Source organism: Vibrio sp. 10N.261.51.A3, from assembly GCF_041471965.1.
Taxonomy (GTDB): Bacteria; Pseudomonadota; Gammaproteobacteria; order Enterobacterales; family Vibrionaceae; genus Vibrio; species Vibrio crassostreae_C.
The window spans coordinates 3,335-7,129 of the sequence record NZ_JBFRPK010000139.1; the positions used below are offsets into that span (position 1 = coordinate 3,335).

Genomic DNA, 3,795 nt, shown 5'->3' on the forward strand with positions numbered 1-3,795 from the left:
GAGAAGCATCGCGACTAACTGCTGACAATTTGTCTTGGTCAAGCATATCCAAACGACTGGCTAGCTTGTAACCCTTGCCTTGTACTCGGTAGATATCTAAACCCCACTCTTGAATACCTTTAATGTGCTTACTGATAGCCGCTCGTGATACACCAATCATTTCACCTAGGTTTTCACCTGAATGAAACTCACCGTCAGCAAGACACCTCAATAGCGCAAGCTTGGTACTGTGTTCTCTCATGCCAATGACTCCAAAGCCTTGTCTAGGTTTGTCTCGCAGTCTCGTCCCATAAAGCGCACTTCATGTTCTAATCGAATATCGAATTTATTCAAAACGGACTGACGTACTTGCTCTGCAAGCTTAAGAATGTCCACAGCAGAAGCCTCATCATAATTTATGATAACCAATGCTTGGTTGGGGTGAACCTGAGCACCACCTTCTGTCACACCCTTGAACTGGCATTGATCAATCAGCCAGCCAGCAGCAACTTTGATCATGTCATTACTCTCATAGCCGACAATATTTGGATATAGAGCTAACAAGCGATCAAAATGATCTTTGGTGATCACAGGGTTTTTGAAGAAACTGCCCGCATTCCCTTGTACTCTAGGGTCTGGTAGCTTACTTGAACGGATAGCACACACTTCATCAAATATAGTGCGAGGAGAGAGTGTATCGGCTGCTAGGCTTTTTAACGGGCCATAGTGATTGCATGGCTCCCACTCTTTCGACAACGTTAAACCAATCGCAACAACAATCGCTTTACCGTAGAGAGCGTGTTTGAAAATAGAATCTCGGTAACCAAAGAGACACTCTTCTTTGTTTAATCGCTTAACTGTATAAGTATCCAGACACAGAATATCGACATACTCGCATACATCTTGCAGCTCAACACCATACGCACCAATATTCTGAATTGGAGCAGAGCCTGAACAGCCGGGTATCATTGCTAGGTTTTCTAGACCACCCAACCCCTTATCCACACTCCACTCAACCAAGCTTGGCCAATCCTCGCCACCACTTACATGCAGTAGGTGATGACTGTCCGTCTCGGCCAGCTCAATCCCGGCTAATTTATTCACGATGACCAGGCCAGCGAAGTGCTCAGTAAAAAGCATATTACTGCCCTTACCCAGTATTAACTTAGGCAAAGCTGACCATTTAGGGTCTTTGTAAAGCGAAATAAGTTCTTCGGTAGTGGTGACTTCAACCAACACATCACACGTCTGATCGATGGAAAAAGTATGAACATTTTTTAAACTAGCATTGAGATGGAATTGCATGGCGATATTCAATTAACTTACACTGCGGTCATTCTACAGCAGATAAACCAATGGCGCAGTGACTGAATGAACAATGTCATCATTACTCAATTAGACCCAGTAAAGGTTCCCCTAGTTAAACGTTTCTATAAAGAACACTACCCAACGGGAAAAGCGAATAAGAGTGAACTGATCTACTCGTTATTGCTGGATAACGAGCTATGCGGTGTCGTGCGTTTTCGTACAATAGAAAATAATCGTTTACTTACTGGAATGGCGATATCAAAACAACATCGCGGTCAGCAATTAGGCTCCCAGCTTATGGATTATTGTGCGCAACATACGCTTACGGAAGACGATTACTGCTTTGCTTACGCTCATCTCACCAATTTTTACGCGCGACACAAATTCGTACAAGTAGACCCCAAAGATCTACCAAATGGTTTAAGAGTTTTATACGAGCGCTATTTGAATAGCGGAAAAGATCTCATTCCTATGCATTATCAGCAAAATTGTTAGAGAATGCCTCGATTATCTAGTATTTGGTACTATCCCTTTGGTAAAATTAAAGGTTCGCAATTTTGCATATTTTTAAGGTAAAACAGTCAATATGATTGCCAGTAGGAATCCATTCATACAGTTGCCAACCATAGCGCAGAATCCTGACAAGTTTGAAGTACTACTATCAGCGCAAGAGTTTCGAACTCGTCTACTTGATGAGATATCTCGCGCAACGACTCGTATTAGTTTAGTCGCTTTGTATCTTGAAGATGATGAGGCTGGCCGTGAGATCCTAACTGCCTTATATGAAGCAAAGCAAAAGAATCCAGAATTAGACGTGAGCGTTTGTGTCGATTGGCACCGAGCGCAGCGCGGATTGATTGGTGCAGAGTCTTCTGAAGGCAATGCAGCCATGTATAAAGAGTTTGCTGAAAGATATCAGCATTCTGTGCCTGTCTATGGCATTCCAGTTCGTGGCAAAGAAGTCTTTGGCGTATTGCACTTAAAAGGCTTTATCGTCGATGACAGCGTAATATACAGCGGTGCAAGCCTTAACAATATCTACCTGAATTACCATGACCGCTATCGCTTTGATCGTTACCACGTTTTAAACAACGCGGCTCTTGCTGACTCAATGTTTGCCTACGTACACGAACAGATGGTTGCGGACAGCGCTGTTTATGACCTGGCTGATAAGAACAAGCCTGCGACCAAAGAACTGAAACCAGCGATTCGTCAGTTTCGTGCATCATTGGCAAGGTCTCAGTATCAATTCGATGGTCAAGACGTTTCAGCAGACCAAGTTGCTGTAACACCATTAGTTGGTATCGGTAAAAGACGTAACCGTCTGAATCAGGGTATCAATCAACTCGTCGCTCAAGCTAAAGATGAAATCTTTATCTGCACACCTTACTTCAACTTCCCACCTAGCCTAGCTAAAGAAGTCAAGAAAGCGCTTAAGCGTGGCGTAAAGGTCAGCATTGTTGTTGGTGATAAGACAGCGAATGATTTCTTTATCTCACCAGAAGAAGAGTTTAAAACGATTGGTGGTTTGCCATACCTTTACGAACTGAACTTACGCCGTTTCGCTAAAGCGAATGAAGCTCATATTGCTAGCCGTAATCTATCAATTCGACTTTGGCAACACGATTCCAATAGCTTCCACCTAAAGGGCATATGGGTAGATAAGCGCTACATGCTACTAACAGGTAATAACCTAAACCCTCGCGCCTGGAAGCTAGATCTAGAGAACGGTATCTTTATCCAAGATAACTACCATCACCTAACTGATAAGTTCCAGGCTGAAGTCGATAATATCCTTCAACACACTCAGCTTATCTGTACTTATAAGCAGTTAGATAAGGTAGAGAGCTACCCTATGGAAGTTCAGAAATTGATTCGTAAGATCACTCGTGTAAAAGCCGACAGAGTGCTCAAACAAATACTGTAGTCGGTGTATCAAAACACTATTTATCAACGCCTAGCAAACGCTAGGCGTTTTTGTATCTACGAGATAGCTATTTAGGTTTGTTTGATGGTCTTTCGAATCAACATCTCTATTTATGCATAGTGAGTGTGATAGCTTGAAGTGTTAAGCATCCTACCTTTTCCTTAGTCAGTCTCAGGGTTCCAGATACGTGTATCAGGTATGGTTTAGATAGCAGCTAAACGAGTACCAATACGAACATAATCGACAATTACCCTTTACGTATTCAAGCAATAAAGTCTCACTCCTTAGGGCGAAGTACGTACGCGATAGAGAATTTCACATAGTAAAACAATCAGATTAGTGCTCTGCTCTATTTAGCTTAAGAGTTAGAAGTGACCACCTATATTCCCAAGCAGCACCTCCCGATATATAGAGAAGTACTTCATAGCTAGCGATAAGGATCTACTACTAAAACCCAAAACACATACGCAGGAAACGATGAAAGCCTAGTCGTCAGACTAGGCTTTCTGATATGTGCCGGAATAGCATGAAGTGCAGGGGCTCGGTGCCTTTACAGCACTCATAATACCAATTAAAGTAAA

At 42.6% G+C, this 3,795-nt stretch carries 4 protein-coding genes; 2 read left to right on the forward strand and 2 right to left on the reverse strand.

The features are described 5' to 3' along the window. Together AB4371_RS22175 and murB are read right to left on the reverse strand one after the other, a co-directional pair. Positions 1 to 241, reverse strand: a 241-nt coding sequence (locus AB4371_RS22175) for an HTH domain-containing protein (RefSeq protein ID WP_372150671.1), incomplete at its 3' end; no start/stop codon positions are given. Next, entirely contained in the window at positions 238 to 1,284 is a 1,047-nt protein-coding gene (murB, locus tag AB4371_RS22180; RefSeq protein WP_372125937.1) for a UDP-N-acetylmuramate dehydrogenase, read from the reverse strand. The genes murB and AB4371_RS22175, both read right to left, overlap by 4 nt. Positions 1,285 to 1,350: 66 nt before the next feature. On the opposite strand from murB, the gene AB4371_RS22185 reads away from it, so the two are divergent. Further along, complete coding sequence (locus tag AB4371_RS22185; RefSeq protein ID WP_102319991.1) at positions 1,351 to 1,782, forward strand: GNAT family N-acetyltransferase; 432 nt, start codon at positions 1,351 to 1,353, stop codon at positions 1,780 to 1,782. 91 nt (positions 1,783 to 1,873) lie between these two features. Then, positions 1,874 to 3,214 carry a CDP-diacylglycerol--serine O-phosphatidyltransferase gene (gene pssA / locus AB4371_RS22190; protein WP_102319992.1) on the forward strand — a complete coding sequence of 447 codons (1,341 nt, stop codon included), beginning with the start codon at positions 1,874 to 1,876 and terminating at the stop codon, positions 3,212 to 3,214. Positions 3,215 to 3,795: the final 581 nt, after the last annotated feature.

What these genes read in the sequence shown, in the direction of transcription:
- murB (WP_372125937.1), bottom strand. Translation starts at nt 1,284, where the DNA reads ATGCAATTCCATCTCAATGCTAGTTTAAAAAATGTTCATACTTTTTCC.
- AB4371_RS22185 (WP_102319991.1), top strand. Translation starts at nt 1,351, where the DNA reads ATGAACAATGTCATCATTACTCAATTAGACCCAGTAAAGGTTCCCCTA.
- pssA (WP_102319992.1), top strand. Translation starts at nt 1,874, where the DNA reads ATGATTGCCAGTAGGAATCCATTCATACAGTTGCCAACCATAGCGCAG.